General features: G+C 60.9%; 18 protein-coding genes. 9 read left to right on the top strand and 9 right to left on the bottom strand.

Annotated elements, in window-relative coordinates:
- Positions 1-68: 68 nt before the first annotated feature.
- Positions 69-3,206, bottom strand: coding sequence for an adenosylcobalamin-dependent ribonucleoside-diphosphate reductase (locus EA462_RS03855; protein ID WP_124177262.1), 3,138 nt, complete (start codon positions 3,204-3,206; stop codon positions 69-71).
- Positions 3,207-3,633: 427 nt separating this feature from the next.
- Between EA462_RS03855 and EA462_RS17180 the strand changes: the two genes are divergently transcribed.
- Complete coding sequence (locus EA462_RS17180) at positions 3,634-3,801, top strand: hypothetical protein (RefSeq protein WP_165872014.1); 168 nt, start codon at positions 3,634-3,636, stop codon at positions 3,799-3,801.
- 82 nt (positions 3,802-3,883) lie between these two features.
- Here the strand turns inward: EA462_RS17180 and EA462_RS03850 are convergent, their stop codons facing one another.
- Both EA462_RS03850 and EA462_RS03845 read right to left on the bottom strand, forming a co-directional pair.
- On the bottom strand, positions 3,884-4,690 hold the full coding sequence (locus EA462_RS03850) for an HNH endonuclease (RefSeq protein WP_124177261.1): 807 nt from the start codon (positions 4,688-4,690) through the stop codon (positions 3,884-3,886).
- A 47-nt stretch (positions 4,691-4,737) separates the two neighbouring features.
- Complete coding sequence (locus EA462_RS03845; RefSeq protein ID WP_124177260.1) at positions 4,738-5,472, bottom strand: DUF547 domain-containing protein; 735 nt, start codon at positions 5,470-5,472, stop codon at positions 4,738-4,740.
- A gap of 115 nt (positions 5,473-5,587) precedes the next feature.
- Here EA462_RS03845 and EA462_RS03840 point away from each other — a divergent pair, with 115 nt between their 5' ends.
- Both EA462_RS03840 and EA462_RS03835 read left to right on the top strand, forming a co-directional pair.
- Positions 5,588-6,601: an AI-2E family transporter gene (locus EA462_RS03840; protein WP_124177259.1), complete on the top strand. Its 1,014-nt coding sequence runs from the start codon at positions 5,588-5,590 to the stop codon at positions 6,599-6,601.
- A gap of 95 nt (positions 6,602-6,696) precedes the next feature.
- On the top strand, positions 6,697-7,950 hold the full coding sequence (locus EA462_RS03835; protein WP_124177258.1) for a tRNA (N(6)-L-threonylcarbamoyladenosine(37)-C(2))-methylthiotransferase: 1,254 nt from the start codon (positions 6,697-6,699) through the stop codon (positions 7,948-7,950).
- 68 nt (positions 7,951-8,018) lie between these two features.
- Here EA462_RS03835 and EA462_RS03830 read toward each other — a convergent pair whose 3' ends face one another.
- On the bottom strand, positions 8,019-8,558 hold the full coding sequence (locus tag EA462_RS03830; protein WP_124177257.1) for an HIT family protein: 540 nt from the start codon (positions 8,556-8,558) through the stop codon (positions 8,019-8,021).
- Between the two features lie 234 nt (positions 8,559-8,792).
- Between EA462_RS03830 and EA462_RS03825 the strand changes: the two genes are divergently transcribed.
- Positions 8,793-8,993 (top strand): DUF7835 family putative zinc beta-ribbon protein, encoded by a 201-nt coding sequence (locus EA462_RS03825; RefSeq protein ID WP_124177256.1) that lies wholly within the window; start codon positions 8,793-8,795, stop codon positions 8,991-8,993.
- 175 nt (positions 8,994-9,168) lie between these two features.
- Here the strand turns inward: EA462_RS03825 and map are convergent, their stop codons facing one another.
- A complete protein-coding gene (gene map / locus EA462_RS03820; RefSeq protein ID WP_124177255.1) occupies positions 9,169-10,065 on the bottom strand; it encodes a type II methionyl aminopeptidase in 897 nt (298 codons plus the stop codon).
- A gap of 344 nt (positions 10,066-10,409) precedes the next feature.
- Between map and EA462_RS03815 the strand changes: the two genes are divergently transcribed.
- Positions 10,410-10,733 carry a hypothetical protein gene (locus EA462_RS03815; RefSeq protein WP_207891627.1) on the top strand — a complete coding sequence of 108 codons (324 nt, stop codon included), beginning with the start codon at positions 10,410-10,412 and terminating at the stop codon, positions 10,731-10,733.
- 122 nt (positions 10,734-10,855) lie between these two features.
- On the top strand, positions 10,856-12,118 hold the full coding sequence (icd, locus tag EA462_RS03810) for an isocitrate dehydrogenase (NADP(+)) (protein WP_124177254.1): 1,263 nt from the start codon (positions 10,856-10,858) through the stop codon (positions 12,116-12,118).
- 132 nt (positions 12,119-12,250) lie between these two features.
- Here icd and EA462_RS03805 read toward each other — a convergent pair whose 3' ends face one another.
- Positions 12,251-12,589: a ferredoxin gene (locus EA462_RS03805; protein WP_124177253.1), complete on the bottom strand. Its 339-nt coding sequence runs from the start codon at positions 12,587-12,589 to the stop codon at positions 12,251-12,253.
- Positions 12,590-12,998: 409 nt separating this feature from the next.
- Here EA462_RS03805 and EA462_RS03800 point away from each other — a divergent pair, with 409 nt between their 5' ends.
- The 3 genes from EA462_RS03800 to EA462_RS03790 all read left to right on the top strand — a co-directional run bounded on the left by EA462_RS03800 (position 12,999) and on the right by EA462_RS03790 (position 14,342).
- A complete protein-coding gene (locus EA462_RS03800; RefSeq protein ID WP_243641359.1) occupies positions 12,999-13,187 on the top strand; it encodes a hypothetical protein in 189 nt (62 codons plus the stop codon).
- Complete coding sequence (locus tag EA462_RS03795) at positions 13,184-13,441, top strand: DUF7123 family protein (RefSeq protein WP_124177251.1); 258 nt, start codon at positions 13,184-13,186, stop codon at positions 13,439-13,441. The genes EA462_RS03800 and EA462_RS03795 overlap by 4 nt, the downstream gene beginning before the upstream one ends.
- 157 nt (positions 13,442-13,598) lie before the next feature.
- On the top strand, positions 13,599-14,342 hold the full coding sequence (locus EA462_RS03790; protein ID WP_124177250.1) for an arylamine N-acetyltransferase family protein: 744 nt from the start codon (positions 13,599-13,601) through the stop codon (positions 14,340-14,342).
- 63 nt (positions 14,343-14,405) lie between these two features.
- Here EA462_RS03790 and nadC read toward each other — a convergent pair whose 3' ends face one another.
- From nadC to nadA, 3 genes are read right to left on the bottom strand one after another with little or no spacing between them, the layout of a single operon-like run.
- A complete protein-coding gene (gene nadC, locus EA462_RS03785; RefSeq protein WP_124177249.1) occupies positions 14,406-15,227 on the bottom strand; it encodes a carboxylating nicotinate-nucleotide diphosphorylase in 822 nt (273 codons plus the stop codon).
- Positions 15,224-16,768, bottom strand: a complete 1,545-nt coding sequence (locus EA462_RS03780) for an L-aspartate oxidase (RefSeq protein ID WP_124177248.1) — start codon at positions 16,766-16,768, stop codon at positions 15,224-15,226. The genes nadC and EA462_RS03780 overlap by 4 nt, the downstream gene beginning before the upstream one ends.
- A 5-nt stretch (positions 16,769-16,773) precedes the next feature.
- Positions 16,774-17,907 (bottom strand): quinolinate synthase NadA, encoded by a 1,134-nt coding sequence (nadA, locus tag EA462_RS03775; protein WP_124177247.1) that lies wholly within the window; start codon positions 17,905-17,907, stop codon positions 16,774-16,776.
- Positions 17,908-17,969 lie beyond the last annotated feature (62 nt).

Genomic DNA, 17,969 nt, shown 5'->3' with positions numbered 1-17,969 from the left:
CAAATCTACTCGAACAAAAACGCACGGATCGCCCCGAAAGAGAGGGGGAAAGAACGTATCGGGAGTGCTCAGCACTCGCTCCAGCCACAGGACTCGCAGGTCTTGCAGCCTTCGGAGAAGTACAGCGACAGCGACCCGCACTCCGGACACTCGGGAGATTCACCGGCGTCGATGAGGTCCTGTGTCGCGTCGGTGTCGTTATCGCCAGGCGTCTCGGCGTCGATGCCGCCTCCGGCCGCCGCAGCGCCACCGTCGGTTTTCGGTCCATCGAAGCCGGGTTCGCCGGGATCAGCCGCGTCCTCGAGCGTCTGCTGGGTCGGGTACGGCTTGTCGATCTCGTCGTCGAGGTATCGGCGCATGGCGCTTCCGATCGCGTCGGGGATCGACTGGATCTGCTCGCCTTTGTCCCAGGCGACTTTCGGGCTTCGGGTCCCACAGAGTTCGTCGACGATCTCCTCGGGGTCGACGCCGGAACGCAGGGAGGTCGAGATGACCTTCGCGAGCGCTTCGGTAAAGGAGTTGGTAAAGCCGCCGGAGTGGCCGATGTTCGCGAAGAGTTCGAACGGCTGACCCGTCTCAGGGTCCTCGTTGATCGTCACGTACACCTTACCGTAGCCGGTGTCGATGCGCTGGCTGACTCCCTGTAGGGCGTCCGGTCGCTCGCGTTTTTCAGTGAAATCGACCTCGATCGGTTTTCGACCGTCGTCGACCAGTGCGGAGACGTCCTCCTCGAGGACGTCTTGGACGTTTTCGCTCTCGAGGAACGCCTCGAGTCCGCCGAAGATCTCGTCGATCTGTTCGACCAGCGCCTCGGCGGCTTCCGTCTCGTCAGCGAAGTCGGCGTTGTCCGCGCGCGTCGTCAACACCTGTTTCGAGCGGGTTCCGTCGCGGTAGTAAGTGACGCCCTTGCCGCCGTTCTCGTAGACCCACTCGAAGACCTCCTTTGCGTCCTCGAGTGTGGAGTCGTTCGGCGCATTGACGGTCTTGGAGATGGCGGAGTCGACACCCTTCTGACAGGCACACTGGACGGCAGCGTGCTGTTTGGCGGAGAGGGTTGCGGTGATGACGAACAGTTCCCCGATCGCGTCCGGCACCGTCGAGAGGCCCTCGACGCCGTCGAACTGATTGGTCGCCATCTGCTCTTGGGCTTCCTCTTTGACCGCATCGACGTCGATGTCGTTGGCCTCTAGGGTGCGCAGGAAGTAGTCGTCGAACTCGACCAACATCTCGTCGCCCTGAACGTCGTCCGTGACGTTCTTGTAGTAGGCGACGTTGTAGATCGGTTCGCAGCCGCCGGTGGTGTTGCCGACCATCGAGGTGGTCCCGGTCGGCGCGATAGTCGTCACGTTGTGGTTGCGGATCGGAAAGCCATCGCCCCAGTCGTCCGCGTCCTTGCCGGTCTGGTGTTCGAACCACTCGCGGTAATCGGTCGGGCTCGCGTACTTCGAGTCGTCCCAGTCGTTAAAGACGCCGCGCTCGGTGGCGAGTTCGTGGCTCGTCGCTTTCGCGCCGTGGTTGATGTGGGTCATCAGCTGGCGGGCGACCTCGTTGCCCTCCTCGCTGCCGTACTTGATGCCCAGCTGGATGTACAGCTGAGCCAGCCCCATGATTCCCAGCCCGATCTTGCGCATGTCGCGGACGGTCTTCTCGATCTCTTCGACCGGGAAATCGCTCATCGTGACGACGTTCTCGAGGAATCTGGTACCGTACTCGATCCGCTCGTCGAACTCCTCGTAGTCGATGGCCTCCTCGAGGAAGGCGCCGACTGCTCCTGCCTGCGAGTCGTACTCCTCCGCGTGTTCCTCGGACCAGACGCGCCAGTCCGGGGCGTCCGAATCCGCGAGCGTCGAGAGGTTGATGTGACCGAGGTTGCAGGCCTCGTGCTCCTCGAGCGGCTGTTCGCCACAGGGATTTGTTGCGAGTATTCTGTGGTCGGAATTTTCTTCGACGTCGAAGGAGTGTTCCTTGTTCACTCGCTCGAGGTAGATGACGCCCGGTTCACCGTTCTCGTGTGCGCCCTGAACGATCCGCTCCCAGATGAGTTCGGCGGGGATCGACAGCGGCTCACCGACCTCGATGTGCTCGTCGAGGTCGTAGCGGCCGTACATCTCTTTCGTCTCCTCGGTCGCGATGTGTGGCTCTTCCGTCCGCGGGTTGGTGAAGGTGTATTCCTCGCCGTTCCGGAGCGCTTCCATGAACGCGTCGGTGACGCCGACGGAGATGTTGAAGTTAGAGAGGTGGCCTTCGACCGCGTTGCGCAGGTGTTTCGGAACGCGTCCGTCCTCGTCGATGAGGCTGCGCGCTTCCTCGAGCGCCTCGGAGAAGCTGGTGTAGGTGTAGTCGTCGGGATCGTTCAGCCGGAGCGTGTGCGCCAACGAGACGTCCTTGTTTTTCGCGTGGATGAACTCGATGACGTCGGGGTGGGAGACGCGCATAATACCCATCTGGGCACCGCGTCGGGTGCCACCCTGCGCGATGGTCTCACAGAGCTGGTCGTAGGTCCGCATGAAGGTGATCGGGCCGGAGGCGATGCCGCCCGTCGAGCCGACAGAGTCGCCGTAGGGACGCAGCTGCCAGAAGCCGTAGCCGACGCCGCCGCCGGACTGGAAGACTTCCGCGGCCTTCTTTGCGGTCTCGTGGATGTCCGAGAGGTCGTCGTCCGGGCTCATGACGAAACACGCCGAGAGCTGCTGAAGTTCGTCGCCGGCGTTCATCAGCGTCGGTGAGTTCGGCATGAACGACAGCGTCTCCATACCGTCGGTGAACGTCTCCGCGACTTCCTCGACGTGTTCACGGACCTCCGCCGGGAGTTCGGGAACGATCGTCTCGTAGGCGAACTTGTTGACGTTGTGCTCCGTGAGGGCGGTTTCGGCGTCGTCGTCCGCCGCTGTCCCCTCACCGAAGACCTCCGCCGCGAGTTCGTCCCGTCGTGGATGTCCCGGTTTGAGCTGATCCGGCGTAACAGTCACCTCGAGACCCTGTTTGTCGGCTTCGTAGGCTGCTTCGGCCAGCGCGATGTTCTTGCCGATCCGGTCGAAGAGATCCTCTTGCTGTTCGACCAGGTCGCCGGTAGCATCCTTGCGAAGATATCGTGCGGGAAGGATATTGTGGTAGGCGTTAGCCGTCAACCGATCCTCGAGTGTCTCCCCCTCGGTCCGCTTGATCGGCAGCGTCAACTCCTCCGCTGAGAGGTCGCTCTTGCTCATGCGCGCGCCACCTCAGTACAACCTCGCCGTCGTACGTCGATTCTGACGTCGGTTCCGGTCCAAATTCGCATCATTCGTGACGAAGGTTCGGTATTCATGCATTCCTCATAAAGCTATTCCATTATTCTTGTATTATTCCAACTTCGCTTTCAAAGATGGCTCTGTGACGTATCGTGGTTCAGCGGACGACGGCCCTCGAGCGGGCCGCATTGGGGTCTATCAGAGCCTACGGCGTCGATGGTCTTAACAATTTTCAGAGGAACGTGAAAGTGATCTACTCGTCCAGTAAATCGCGGTTCAGTCCGTCGGTTTTCTCTTTCGCACGCTGTGTGCTCGAGTCGAACACATCTCTGATCGGCTCAGTCACGATCGAAACTCTGTCACGATATCCAGAAAGATTACGTCCCTACGGTACGGGGGGTAAAATATGCTCGAACCACTTACGTCCGGAACGGTCTTGCTGGCCCTGGCAGCGCTTGCAGTGTTCGCGGTTGCCATCGTCGCGATTCGAATCGCCATCAAACTGGCCGTTCGACTCGGTATCGTCGCCGCGGTTGTCCTGGCAGGTCTGTACACGGTCGGGTATATCGGATAGTCGATAGGCTCTCGCCTCACAAAGCGTGTGCTCCGGGTATTGATGCTGTCTGTTGTACGTCAGCACTGGTGAAACTTTGTTATCACGGCTCGCCGTGAAGTCGCTCAGCCACCGTCGTCGTTCGGTCGGTCAACGTCTCCGTCGTTCCGGAGGCCGCCTGTAGCGTCTCGTTGATGGCGGTGAACAATCGTTCGAAGTCGATCGCGTCATCGGAGTTCGAGCACCAGTCATCCACGTCTCGTCGCTCGAGAGCGCAGGCTGAACATCGAGACGTCCCGTCCTCGAGTACCCCGAAGCAGCCGTGACAGTGTTCGAGACCGGCGACGATACGTTCGTTGAGCGAGACGATTCCTCGGAGTTGGGACTGCAATCTGATCCCCGTTTCGACGAACGAATCGAGCGGATCGGAGAGTTCGAAGCCGTAGGTCGCGCTCTCGAGGGCGGAGAGTCGATCGAGATGGGAATCGACGGAGTCGATGGCAAGCAGCGTTTCGCGACGAGCCCGAACGTACGTCGATCCGACTCGCGTATTCGCCACCGGATCGGCCGTGGTTCTCTCGAGTTCGCCGGGTAGTTCCGTCGCGACCGACGCGAAGTTGGCGACGGCCGAAACCGCCACGCCCTCTCGTTCGGTCGTTTCCCGCACGAGCGAGAAGAGTTCGGTTTCGTCGGGACAACACGCGTCATCCGGGTCCGACGCGAGTGACGCAAAACACGGAGAACAAACGGTCACGAGCGCGCTGTCGTGGACCGTTTCCGCCGGTCGATCGCTGACGGAGTAGAGTTGCAACCCCCGAGGATCGTCGTCGGCGTGTTTCCCACAGCGACGACAGGTATACTCGTCCCGTTCGATTACGACGTCCCGGCCGTCACGCTCGCTCAGGGTCACGAACGAGCGAAGACAGTCAGCCGACAAAAGCACTCCGACTGTCCGTCTCACGGTATCGGATCGTCGACGTCCGTCTCGAGGGGGAATTCGATCGTGTTCTGGGCGGCCCGGTAGACGAGAGACGGCGTTCGGTCGGACGGGATCGCGTCGTACGTCAGGAGAAAGTCGAGGATTCCGCGCTTTCTTCCGAAGTCACCGCGATACGTCCTGAACAGCTGTGGAACGGTTGCGACGTTCTCGTCGGGATCGTACTCGACGTTCTGCTCGAGCGACCAGGTGACGACGGTATCGAGTTCGTCGTCGACGGCGTTCGGAGAGTAGACTGCGGTTGGGGGGTGGCTTCCGCTCTCGCGTCCGAGTCCGAAGTGAACCCGCGGATCACACTCCTCGAGGCGGAACTGTCGTTCGAACGACGAGGGAAGCGGTCGTGGGAGATAGCCACCTCCCCACCGGAGTTTCGAACTCCGCAGGAACCCGTGTTCGATATCGTTCAGACTCACCCGGACGCCGCTTACTCGGATCTGCTCGCGGCGAAAGAACCGCCAGCGGTCGAGCAGGCTGCCGTCGAGAAGCGACGGCTCGTCCTCGAGGAGTAACTGACCGTACGCGTTATAACAGTTGAGCCAGAAGGAGAGCCGATCCATCCGACTCGAGAGTGCTCGCTCCAGTTGCGGCCGTTCGAGCACGGCGAGTTGTTCGCACAACCAATCGACGTCACCCTCCGTCTTGACCGAGTAGAGGAGGTCGGCCGACAGCGAGTGTGGATCGAGCTGTGTCGCCATTCGGAACGTAATCCGTGAACCAGGCCCTTGAATCGTGTGACGGCTTCATACGACAGTCTCGAGTTCGAACAGGTCGCGCCTGGGTTTATCGGACGGGACGTAGTTAGCAGTATCCGTGAACCGTCGCAAGGGTTTCCTCCTCGTTCTGGTCGCGATCTTTGCGTATCTCTCCTGGCAGCTCGTGGTTCCATTTCTCCAGTACGTTCTCGCAGCGCTGTTGCTCGCGTTCATCCTCTATCCGGCACAGCGACGGCTCGAGACGGTAATTTCACCGACGATTTCCGCGCTCTTGTTGGTCGTGGTGGCGGTCGTCGGCTTTTTGGTTCCGTTCGTGCTCGTCGCCATCGTCGTCGTCGACGACGCCGCAGAGATCGCAGCGGAGATCGACCCTGAAGATCTCGAAGTGGCCGCCATCGAGGACCGTCTCGAGGAGGAAACAGGCATGAGCGTCGACATTCTCGAATCGCTCGCCGGCTCGGCGGAACAGATCGGAGCCGTCTTACTCGAGCAGACGACGACGTGGTTCAGCGTGCTCACGCACACGCTAATCGGAATCGGATTGGCGCTTTTCTTGCTCTATTATCTCCTCAAAGAAGGCGATTCGCTGTTGGCGTGGCTCAGGGATCGGACGCCGCTGCCCGAGGACGTTCAGGACGACTTCTACGGGGAACTCGATCAGGTCATGTGGGCCGTCCTGGCCGGTCACGTTCTGATCGCCATCATCGAAGGAGCCATCGCCGGCCTGGGGCTGTTCGCGACCGGGATCCCGAACCCGGCGTTCTGGACCGTCGTGATGATCGTCCTCTCGCTGGTTCCGCTGATAGGTGCCTTTCTCGTCTGGGGACCGGCCGTACTCTATCTCTTCGCGACCGGCGAGCCGATGCTGGCGATCGCGCTCGCGGTTTACAGCGCCATCGTCGTCGGTATCGCTGACGATTACTTGCGTCCGATCGTCGTCGACCGGTACGCCGACCTGAGCCCAGCAATCATCATCCTCGGCGTTCTCGGCGGTATCTACGCCTTCGGGATTATGGGGCTGTTCTTCGGTCCGGTGGTCATCGGCGCACTCGTCGTTACCATCGACGTCGTCGACGAACACTACGACCGGCTCTCGGGTTCCGAATCCTGAGCTCGTGAGCGGCCACCGATACCACCGAACGCCGACCGGATCCGTCGGGCTTTTGCCGTCTCGGGCCCGAGAGGCTTCTACGAGGAATACGAGGGATGGCCCGGTATCACATCGAAACCTACGGTTGTACATCCAACCGCGGAGAGAGTCGCGAGATCGAGCGACGGCTCCGGGATGCTGGCCACTACCGGGTCGACGGTCCCGACGAGGCTGACGTTGCGATCTTGAACTCCTGTACCGTCGTCGAAAAGACCGAACGAAACATGCTCCGTCGCGCCGAGGAACTCGCCACCGAGACCGCGGATCTGTTCATCACCGGCTGTATGGCCCTCGCACAGGGAGAGGAGTTCGCTCGAGCGGACATCGACGGGCGGGTTCTCCACTGGGACGAGGTCCCAGAGGCGGTCACCAACGGCGAGTGTCCGACCACGACGCCAGACGCCGATCCCGTCCTGGACGGCGTCGTCGGTATCCTGCCGATCGCTCGCGGCTGTATGTCGGACTGTTCGTACTGCATCACGAAGCAGGCGACGGGCAAGATCGACTCGCCGCCGATCGAGGAGAACGTCGAGAAAGCCCGCGCACTGATCCACGCCGGCGCAAAGGAGATTCGAATCACGGGACAGGACACCGGCGTCTACGGCTGGGATACGGGCGAACGCGTACTCCACGAACTGCTAGAGCGGATCTGTGCGATCGGCGGGGAGTTTCGGGTGCGCGTGGGGATGGCCAATCCCAAAGGCGTCCACGGCATTCGCGGGGAGCTCGCGACGGTGTTTGCCGAAAACGACGAGCTCTACGACTTCCTGCACGCACCCGTCCAGTCCGGCAGCGACGATGTCCTCGGAGACATGCGTCGCCAGCATCAGGTCGCGGAGTACGTCGAGGTCGTCGAGACGTTCGACGATATCCTCGGCTACTGGACGCTCTCGACCGACTTCATCGTCGGCTTCCCGACCGAAACTGACCGCGATCACGCCCAGTCGATGGCGTTGCTTCGGGAGACCCGTCCAGAGAAGGTCAACGTCACCCGCTTTTCCAAGCGGCCGGGAACGGATGCAGCCGACATGAAGGGACTCGGTGGAACGCTCAAAAAGGAACGGTCGAAGGAGATGAGCGCCGCAAAGCGAGACATCGTCGGAGATGCCTACGCCGAGATGGTGGGTGAAGTCCGCGAGGACGTCCTCGTCGTCGAGGATGGGACGGCCGATTCGGTCAAGTGTCGCGACTCGGCGTATCGACAGCTGATCGTCCGGAACGCGAGCGAATACGGCCTCGAGCCCGGCGATTTCGTCGATCTCGAGGTGACGGCCCACGAGACGATGTACGCCTTCGGTGAGCCGGTCTAATCGTCGTTTTCGAACGTGAAGACGGAGTTCGTCTCCGGGCGTAGTGGATAGCTCTACGTGACTCTCGGTTACTCGAAGACGACAGCCGACCGCTCGCCGGGAACGGTGGCACCGTCCTGTCGGGCGAACGCCTCGTGAACCCGGTCGTAGGTCTCCTCGAGGGCCTCGACGATCACCGACGTCTCACTGAGGACGGGCATGAAGTTCGTATCGCCGCGCCACCGGGGAACGACGTGCGTGTGGAGATGATCGCTGATCGAGCCACCGGCTCCGTCCCCGAGGTTCAACCCGGCGTTGAACCCATCGGGCTCGAGTGCGGTCTCGAGTGCCCCGAAGGTTCGACGTTTCAGGCGGGCGTGATCGAGCAACTGTTCGTCCGTGAGATCACCGTAGTCGCCGGTGTGAAGGCGTGGAATCACCATCACGTGACCGGGATTGTACGGGTAATTGTTTAACAGGACGAACGTCCGCTCACTCCGCGCGACGAGGAGGTTGTCTCGGTCAGCACGCCGTTCGGGCAGTTCACAGAAGACGCAGTCGTCGATATCCGCGTTCTTGTCGTCGCGTCTGATCCACTCGATCCGCCACGGTGCGAACACCTGCTCCATATTCGGTACTCTCGAGCGACCACTAAACGGATTTCGTCTCCGACAGTTACCGAATCAAACAGCAGAAAGCTATTATGTATGACATCGAACTAAACGACTCGATCAGCGGCTCAATTAAACGGTATTACGCTCTCTCCTGAACTTTTTCGCGATAATTTTTCCCTCGAGACGACTCGACTCACGGCTCGATATGAAGGATGGGTTTAAGATACCACTATCAAAAGTAATCTGATAATGGCAACGACAGACGACTCCTTCAACGGGATGACTGAACGCTGTGATAGCTGTGAACTCGAGACGATACACGAGGTCTCCGTACAGATTCGTACCGAAAGTATGAAAGAAGAAAATGCACAGTTCTCCCGTGAACCCTACCGTGTCAGTGAGTGTCAACGGTGTGGCAATCGGACGAGTCAACGGATGAATAACGCTTGACGAGGCTCGAACGAACACGCGACAGTGCGACGGAGTTCTGGTCTCCCGTTTTCCGATCGCGGTTGCGATCCTCCTCCCCACCTATTTAAACACCGAGAAAATCCCGCCGTCGACGGCGCTTCGCGTCGTCTGCTCGTGGCGTCAAGATTCCTCTTCGTTTACGGCGAGGATAATGTCACTCAGTCGTTACTTCACAGCCGCTCTCGGTGATGATTATCGTGTGTTCTTTCTGGCTGACCAGACGGCCATCGTCCTCTTTGAGAACCGGATAGCCGTGGACGATGTCGCTTCGTTTGAGCCGGCGAAGCGCCATCTCCGGCCGATCCGTCTCGAGCCAGCGCGTCGCGAACGGGAGCGTTCGGAACTCCTCGGTGATCTGGTCGAGCGCGTCGCGAGCCTGACGGTTTCGGACGTTTCCTTCCCGCTCGAGGGCGAAGATTTCCTCGCTCGCACCTTCGGTGACTTTCCCACCGCCGTCGGTAGCGAACGGTTCGATCGCAACGACGTCACCGACTTCGAGGGTCGTTCCCTGGGTGACGGCTCTGTTCGGGATGTTCGGGGTCGTATGCTGTTCCCAGTGATCTAATCCGTGACCGGTGAGATTCACGACGGGATTGTAGCCGTAGCCGTCGATAACGTCCTCGATTTCGGCACCGATCTCGCCCGTCTCGACTCCCGGCTCGATGACGTCGATCGCTGCTTCGAGTGCCTGCTCGGACGCTTCCGCGAGTTCTGGATTGCCCGAGAGGTCGACGGTGATCGCGGTGTCAGCGAGCCATCCGTCGATGTGAACCCCGATGTCGAGATTGATCATCTCCTCACCGAAGGTCGCGTCGTCGTCGACTTTCGGTGTCGCGTGGGCCGCCTCCTCGTCGATCGAGATGTTGACCGGAAACGCGGGTTTTCCGCCGAGTTCACGGATCCGATCTTCGGCGTATTCTGCGATTTCGAGGTGGCTTGCACCGACCTCGACGCGGTCGGCCGTCTCCCGGCGCACCTGCGAGAGAATTTCGCCCGCTTCGCGGTGTTTTTCGTACTGCTCGGACTCGAGATCCACCTCGTGTTCACTCATGTACCGGGATTCGGCCGGTCAACAAAAAGAGGTTCCGCTCCGGGTTCACGGCTCTCGAACGTCCACCCACTCGCACTCGGGGCAGTCGTCGAGACCTTGCACGTTCGACAGGGTCGCATCACATTGAGGACATCTCCTCGCAGCGTGGTGGACCGGTTCGAGCATCGGATTCGATAACGCAATCGACGATAATAAACCTACCTGACGTCGATTGTCGAAATCCGGGGCGTCGGTTTCTCTACTCCGGATCCGCGGGAGCGGTCCAGCACCGCCGTGGACGACCTGCGGTCTTCGAGACTGAAACCCCTACACTTACCACGAGTGGTTGTGAATCACCGGCGACGATGACGCCAGTCGCGCTACTCGTTGTATTCTGTGCGGTGATGGCGGGGATCGCACTCGTCCGCCTCGCGTACGTAGACGACCGTGACCTCGTCGACGTCGGAAACGCGCTGATCGTGTGTGCGATCGCGTTCGTGACCGTCTGGTGGGTCGGCCGTCGCGAGTCGTGGTTCTCTGCTGGATGGGGGCTGGTGTTACTCCTCGTCGGGATCGTTCTGGTCTGTGCCGGATCGGTTCTGCTCGTCACCGACTGGACGGAACGAAGCGGATTCCGCGGCGAGAACGAACCCGACCTGGACGAGGATGGCGATCGTACACCGGACTGAGAGTTCGTAACGGGACCGCTACGATGTCTGACCCGGTTCGTATCCGATGACCGCCACGTTCGTCGGCGTCTCGGACGGAAATGGTAGGTCTTTTACCCCCATCGAAGCACCGTACAGACGAGATGAGCTACGAGAAGATCGACGTCCCCGAGAACGGGAAAAAGATCACGCTGAAAGACGGTAGCAACGACCAGCTCGAGGTTCCTGACAACCCGATTATCCCGATTATCTACGGCGACGGCGTCGGAAGCGACGTCGGCCCCGCCGCACAGCAGGTACTCGAGGCTGCCGCGGATGCGACCGGCCACGAGATCAACTGGATGCGCGTCTACGCCGGCGAATCGGCTCGAGACAAATACGGTGAGAACCTCCCCGACGAGACCGTCGAGGCCATCAAGGAACACCGCGTCGCGATCAAGGGCCCACTGACGACTCCGGTCGGGTCCGGATTCCGCTCGCTAAACGTCGGTCTGCGAAAGCTGCTCGACCTCTATGCGAACGTCCGGCCGACCTACCACCTCGAGGGCGTTCCGTCCCCCGTCACCACTCCCGAGCAGATGGACATGATCACCTTCCGTGAGAACACGGAAGACGTCTACGCCGGTATCGAGTGGGAAGCGGGTACCGACGAAGTCGAGCAGGTAAAGGAGTTCGTCGAAGAGGAGATGGGTCACGACAACGTCATCCACGACGGTCCCGTCGGAATCGGCGTCAAGCCGATCACGGAGTTCGGCACGAAGCGACTCGTCCGCCGCGCCATCGACTACGCCCTGGAACACGACCGCGACTCGGTTACCCTTGTTCACAAGGGCAACATCATGAAGTTCACCGAAGCCCAGTTCCGCGACTGGGGCTACGAGGTGGCCGAAGAGGAGTACGGCGACGAGATCATCACCGAGGACACGCTCTGGGAGGAGCGAGACGGCGATGCGCCGGATGACGCCGTCGTCGTCAACGACCGCATCGCGGACAACATGCTTCAACAGCTGCTGACCCGGACCGATCAGTACGACGTCATCGCGACGATGAACCTAAACGGCGACTACATGTCGGACGCCGCCGGCGCACAGATCGGCGGTCTCGGCATTGCACCCGGCGCTAACTTCGGTGACGGTCGTCTGCTCGCAGAGCCTGTTCACGGCTCCGCGCCAAAATACGAAGGGCAGGACAAGGTCAACCCAACCGCGATGATCCTCTCGGGTCGGATGATGCTCGAGTACCTCGGCTGGAACGACGCCGCAGACCTCGTTCGTGATGCCGTCGAGGAGACGATCTCGTCCGGAAAGGTCACCTACGACCTCGAGCGCCAGCTCGAAGACGCGGAGAAGCTCGCCACCAGCGAGTTCGCTCGGGAAGTCGTCGACAACATCGAGTCGGTCGCGTAATCTCCCCGTTCGAACCGCTACGGTCGTTTTTCGGAAGCCGTGTCTCGAGTCGGATAGCGGTCGCCGCTTCGTGTCTACCTTCGCCGCCGTGGTGGCTGGGCGGAACCTCGCGGCCCGGTCGCCAACGCTCGTTCACCAGTCGACGCTCAGCGTGCCGTCACCGTCTGGGTCCGGCGCGATTTCCTCGTCGGTTCGGCGGTCGACGACGTGAATACAGCCCTCGTCCTTTTTTGCCGGACAGATTTCGGCAGCGCGAACGTTGTGCTCGAGGTCCGCTTCCTCGAAAAAGTAGGTGTTCGGTTTGGCGATTCCGGACGCGATCGACATCTCCCAGTTGTCACTGACTTCGGCGCATTTTCCCGCCCCGAAACACTTGTTCGCCTCGAAGATGATCTTGTACGGTTTCTCTTTGATCGGCGGGGCATCGGCGGAGCCGACGTCGCTTGCGCGCTGAATACCGTCTTCACTCATTGAGAGTGAGTTGGACCGCGCAACCTTTCGCGTTACGGTTCGGTCTCGGCTCGACGAGTCTTTGAGCTTGAGAAATCTCCGCGAGCGACCGAACCTGACCGAAAGCGGATATGATCGAATCAATACAGATGCTGAACCGGTTTTACCAGCGAGTGTTTGGTGATAGGAAACACTGTCTTAAAACGGATTGTGAAAGGTCTACCCGGTTCTAGTTCACTCGCTTACGGTCGTGAAATGACGAAAAACGACATCGTCTCGGTGAAAGTCGTGAAAACGTGTGAATCACGGCTAATGATACGTCCTTTATATGGGGGTACAGAGGGTAGGGAAGAGCGAGGAACGAAATATGCTGCCGACCCCGAACACAGATCCCCAGGCTCACACCAACGCTCGACGACTGGCGTCGACCATGAGTGAGTCCGTCGTCACACCAGTGCGTGCGAGTGCCTTCTGGGCGACGATCATCCTCCCCCTGTTGGCACTCGTGCTGCTGGGTACCGGTATCGTATCGATCTCACTGGTAACCGTCGCCAGCTTCGTCGCCGTCTACGGGACGTGCGCGATCGCTGGCCACAACCACACCCCCAACCACCTATGAGTACACAAGCCACATCCTCCGGACAGCACAGTTCTCCGAAAGCACAGCGACTCGCGACCTACCTCAGAAACGAACTCGAGCGCCAATCAGGCGAACTGTACGTCAAAGGTAAGTTCATCGCGAACGACGTCGACCTCTCACCGAAAGAGATCGGTGCACTGATGCTCAAGCTTCAGGGAACCGTCGACGACATCGAGATCGAAAAGTGGTCCTACACGTCGGCGACGACGTGGCGAGTAACCGAGCACTCGTGAGAATGGCTATGAAAATCAGTCACGACGAACGAACTCGAGCGGCGATCAGGGCGGTCGAACAGGTACTCGAAACCCTCGAATCACGTCCAGACGGAGACGACTGATTCCGCCTGACGCCGAACAGTAAGCAGTTAGTTCCCGAGTACGCGACTTTCGTATGGACGAGAAGCGATATCTCGGCCGGATCGGCGTCGAGATCGATCGTGGACCGAAAACCGAGTTCGACCGACTCGTCGAGCTCCAGCGGCGACACCTTTATACCGTCCCCTTTACGAACTGGTTCGTTCTCGAGAACGACGGTACGACGATGCAGTCCAGTACCGTCGTTCCCCGAATCGTCTCCGGCGGAGGCGGGCTCTGTTACGACCTGAACGGGTCGTTTGCCTGGCTCCTAGAGAGGCTTGGATTCGACGTGACGTTCGTCTCCGCGCGCCCGGTTCGCGACGACGGCTCGTACGGACCAGCGTACGATCACCTCGCACTCCTCGTCGACGACCACGTCGTTGACGTCGGGTTCGGAGCGTTCGCCCGTCAGCCCCTCCCACTCGGTGGCACACAGAGGACCGACGTCTCCGGGACGTATCGCGTCTTCTTCGACGACGACGGATACGTCGTACAGAAGCGGGCTGAAAGAGACTGGGAAGAATCGTACCGCTTCGATACGCAGCCCCGAACCGCAGGCGAGTTCGAAGAGATGACCGTACACCACTCCACGTCGCCGGAATCACCGTTCACCGACGAATTACTCGTGAGCATCGCGACTGAGAACGGGCGAAAAACGCTTTCGGGGACGACGCTCACTGTCACGAACGGGGATACCCGAGAAAGGCGAGACGTTCAGCCGGGGACGGTGACCGACGTTCTCACCGATGAGTTCGGACTCGAGACGCGAACCATGTGAGACGTGAATCGACTGCTGTCGATCCGTTCCGTCTCGACGTGTAACGCTCTCGCCGGTCGCGTTTCACGCTCCCGTCCGGAACGACAGATCGAGCGACGAGGCCGAGTGGGTGAGCGATCCCATCGAGATGACGTCGACGCCCGTCGCGGCGTACTCGGCAACGTCCTCGAGGGCGATTCCGCCGCTTGCCTCCGCGAGCACAGTCTCGTACTCGCTGAGGGCATCGGCGGCCGCTGCGGTTTCTTCCGGCGTCATGTTGTCGAGCAGGACGATATCGGCTCCGAACTCGGCCGCTCGCGGTGCGTCGTCGACCGCTTCGACTTCGACTTCGATCTTCGTCGCAAAGGAGACGCGCTCGCGAAAGTGCGAGATCGCTCCCTCGAGACCCATCTCGGAGACGTGGTTGTCTTTGACCATCACCATGTGGGAGAGATCGAGCCGGTGCGTATCTCCGCCACCGGCGACGACGGCTCGCTTCTCGAGCCCGCGTAGACCGGGCGTCGTCTTTCTGGTCGCGGCGATTCGGACGTCCGTCGACTCCGTTCGAGCGGCGTCGACCGCGGCGTGCGTTGCGGTCGCGATTCCCGACGCGTGGCCCACCAGATTGACCACGAGCCGTTCGCCGCGAAGCACGTCGCGTGCCGAGCCCTCGACCGAAAGAATCTCGTCACCGGCGTCGACGTGAGATCCCACGCGCACGTGATCACGGACCGTGACGTCGAGGTAGTCGAAGACGGCGGTTGCGGCTTCAAGACCGGCGAGGATCCCGGATTCTTTCGCCACGAGGCGACCGGTCGTCTCACCCGGGACCTGATTCGTGACGTCGTGGTGGCCGAGGTCCTCCCGGAGCCAGCGTTCGACGTCGGTATCGGTAACGAGCGTCATGATCCATCGATCGGAGATGTCGGCTCCGACTCCGTTTCCGGTTCCGTCGGGGCATCGTCGTCACCGCTGACAACGTAGTGACAGCCTCTCGAGGTCGAGTTTTCGCTCGCCGCGCGGGCGATCAGCAGCGCGGTAACGCTCGCGTTACGAAGCTCGTAGAGATCGCGCGCCGTTCGCGTTCGGATATAGGCGTCGACCTCGCCTTTGAGCCGCCTGAGTACGGCGCTCGCACGACCGATCTCGTCCAGATCGCGCTCGAGACCGAGATACTCGTCCATCGTGCGCTTCAGTCGAATCGATTTCTCGGTCGCGAACCGTTCGGGAAGGTCCGGATCACTGTTGCGGAGTTCGGGAGCCTCGACGATCTCGGCATCGACGTCGCGTTCGGCCGCGTCAGAACCCGCACGAAGTCCCCAGACCAGTCCCTCCAGCAGGCTCGTACTCGCGAGCCGGTTCGCGCCGTGGACGCCCGTTCGGGAACACTCGCCAACGGCGTAGAGCCGGCCGAGCGAGGTACGGCCGCTCTCGTCGACGTCGATGCCACCACAGAGGAAGTGTTCGCAGGGAGATACCGGGATCTCGTCGCCGTCGATGCCACGCTCTCGACAGCGCTCTGCGATGTTCGGAAACGCCGTCTCGAACGCGATCGGACTCACGTCGAGGACGACCTCGCCGGTCGCCTCGCGTTCCGTTTCGACCGCGCGGGCGACGACGTCCCGCGGCGCGAGATCAGCCTGCGGGTGGTAGTCGACCATGAACGCATCGCCGTCCCCGTTTCGAAGGATCGCTCCCTCACCGCGGAGGGCCTCCGAGAGGAGGAACGTATCGTCGCCGTCGTACGCCGTCGGGTGAAACTGGACGTACTCGAGGTCCTCGACGTCCGCGCCGGCGAGTGCGGCCATCGCGATGCCGTCGCCGGTCGCGTCGTCCGGGTTGGTCGAGCGCGTATAGAGTGCGCCGATGCCACCGGTCGCGAGGATCGTCGTACCGGCGAAGATCGGATGACCAGTCGGTGTTTCGTCGCTCAAGACGCCGTAAACTCGTCCCTCGTGAGTGACGAGTTCGAGGGCCGCCGTGTCCTGTCTGACCTCGATCCGGTCGTGATCGTCGATGTAGTTCAAGAACGGACGCAGGATATGCGTGCCCGTCGCGGCGTCGACGTGGAGGATCCGGTTTTCGGAGTGAGCCGCTTCGCGGGCGTAATCGTACGCCCCCGTTCCGGTTTCGTCGAACGCGATCTCCAGCGTCTCGATGAGGATGTCTTCGACCGCCTCGTCGGCGTCTTCGACGAGCACGTCGATCGCCGCCGGGTCGGCGGTGTCGTCGCTCGCCTCGAGAATGTCCGCTTTCAGTGCGTCGGGGTCTCCTCTCGTCGTCGAGATACCACCCTGTGCCCAGTCGGTGCTCGCGTCGGTGGGGCGTTGTGCTTTCGTAAGGACGAGGACGTTCGCGCCCGCCCTGGCCGCCGAAAGCGCCGCAGCACAGCCCGCGATGCCGCTACCGACGACGAGAACGTCCGTCGTTTTGTGTCTCTCGGTCATCGTCGTTAGATCTCGAGCATTCGATCGAGTGCGACCTTGGCGAGGTCTTTTTCCTCGGGTGCGACCTCGATCACGTTGCGTTCTCGGCCCTCGATCAGTTCCTCGAGGACCCACGTCAGGTAGTTCGGGTCGATCTGTCGCATGGCGTTACAGTCCATACAGGCGTCGCCACAGAGGGGAAGAACGTTCACCTCGGGGTGCCATCGCTGGAGGTGCTTCGTGAGGTGGATCTCGGTACCGATCGCCCACGTCTCACCCGGAGCTGCGTTTTCGATCGTCTCACAGATGGTCGCCGTCGATCCTGCCTTATCGGCGGCTTCGACGACCTCGCGACGACACTCGGGGTGGACGATCACGTTCGCGTCCTCGTGATCGGCACGGATCTGTTCGATGTGATCCGGTCGGAAGCGTTCGTGGACCTGGCAGTAGCCGTCCCAGAGGATGATATCCTGCTCGGCGACCGTTTCGGCGTCCTTTCCGTCGGAATCCCAGGGGTCCCACTCGACGATTTCGTCTTCCATGTCCAGTCGGTGAGCGGTGTTCTCACCGAGGTGTTTGTCCGGCAAAAAGAGGACCTTGTCGCCCTGTTCGAACGCGTACTCGAAAGCACGGTGGGCGTTCGAGGATGTGCAGACGAGTCCTCCCTGGCTCGCACAGAACGCTTTCAGATCCGCGTACGAGTTCATGTAGGTGATCGGAACGATGTTCGCCTCGGGCGCGGCATCGGTGATCTCAGCCCACGCGGCATCAACCTGGAGGGCTTCGGCCATGCCGGCCATCGGACACGACGCCTCCATACTCGGGAGGATCACCGTCTGGTCGTCGGCAGTGATAATGTCAGCCGACTCGGCCATGAACGTCACGCCACCGAAGATCACGTACTTCGCGTCGGCCTCGGACGCCTGTTTCGACAGCTGGTAGGAATCTCCGATGAAATCCGCGTGCTCGACGATCTCTCGGCGCTGATAGTTGTGGCCAAGGATCACGACGTCGTCACCGAGCTCACCGAGCGCTGCCTCGATGCGTTCGGTTCGTTCGGCTTCATCGAGCTCACGGTATCTCGTCGGGAGCTGCTCGAGATTGTCGTATTTGAACAGACTTAAATCGGTTTCCAGCTCTGCGGTTTCCATCTTGACCATATTACGTCACCTGTGGGTAATCGCATATCACTGGCGTCTATTGAATAACTTTTTCCTTCGAT

This window comes from Natrarchaeobius halalkaliphilus, assembly GCF_003841485.1.
GTDB classification, from domain to species: Archaea; Halobacteriota; Halobacteria; order Halobacteriales; family Natrialbaceae; genus Natrarchaeobius; species Natrarchaeobius halalkaliphilus.
The sequence above is the reverse complement of the archived record's forward strand: the minus strand, read 5'-3'. Positions and strand labels throughout refer to the sequence as shown.